The sequence below is a fragment of the Mesorhizobium sp. M7A.F.Ca.CA.002.09.1.1 genome (assembly GCF_003998555.1).
GTDB lineage: Bacteria > Pseudomonadota > Alphaproteobacteria > Rhizobiales > Rhizobiaceae > Mesorhizobium > Mesorhizobium ciceri.
The window spans coordinates 1-718 of the sequence record NZ_RZRR01001463.1 but is presented as its reverse complement, the minus strand read 5'-3'; the positions used below and the strand labels follow the sequence as shown (position 1 = coordinate 718).

Sequence of the window (718 nt, the reverse complement as noted above, 5' to 3'; positions counted from 1 at the left end):
CCCCGCAAAAGTTTCACCGAATATTTACCAAAAAATACAAACACTGGCGCTCAAGGCTCACCAAGCGATCGGCTGTCGGGGCGTTTCCCGGTCGGACTTCCGTTATGACGATCGGCATTCCGAAAACGGCGAGATTGTCTGGCTCGAGGTCAACACCCAGCCGGGTATGACGCCGACGTCCTTGGTGCCTGAAATCGCCGCCCATGCCGGGCACTCGTTTGGCGATTTGTTGAGTTGGATGGTGGAGGACGCTTCGTGTCTGCGTTGAAATGGGGACAGGGTAGGGAGAGGGGCGCGGCCGGTCCGGCGCTGTTCGGCCTGTCGTTGTCGTTGGACCATTTCGTGCTGCCGCGGATGCTGCGCCGCCCGGTGCGCATTATGGCGCGCCTCGGTGTCGGAGAATTCCAGGCGCCACGCTTTTCCGCGGCCATGATGTCGGCCGTGCTGATTTTCTCGAGCAGTGCCTATGGCGCCTATCTCGGCGGTCATGTCGACGGTATCGTGCAGAGCATCACCGCCCGTACCGGATTTGCCGTCGATCAGGTCAAGGTGGTGGGCAATCGCCAGACCTCGGAAATCGATATACTCGACAGGCTTGAACTCGACGGCTGGACGTCGCTGATCGGCTTTAATGCCGAGGCCGCGCGGGAACGAATTGCGACCTTGCCGTGGATCGAGGTCGCGGCGGTGCGCAAGGTCTATCCGCATACGCTGGAAG

At 60.6% G+C, this 718-nt stretch carries 1 protein-coding gene and 1 pseudogene; both read left to right on the top strand.

Translation table 11 applies throughout. The features are described from left to right. Window positions 1-268, top strand: a pseudogene (locus tag EN994_RS34020) (D-alanine--D-alanine ligase); the annotation flags it as partial. Continuing rightward, the coding region (locus EN994_RS34015) for an FtsQ-type POTRA domain-containing protein (protein WP_127308288.1) at window positions 256-718 on the top strand (463 nt) is incomplete at its 3' end. The pseudogene EN994_RS34020 and the gene EN994_RS34015, both read left to right, overlap by 13 nt.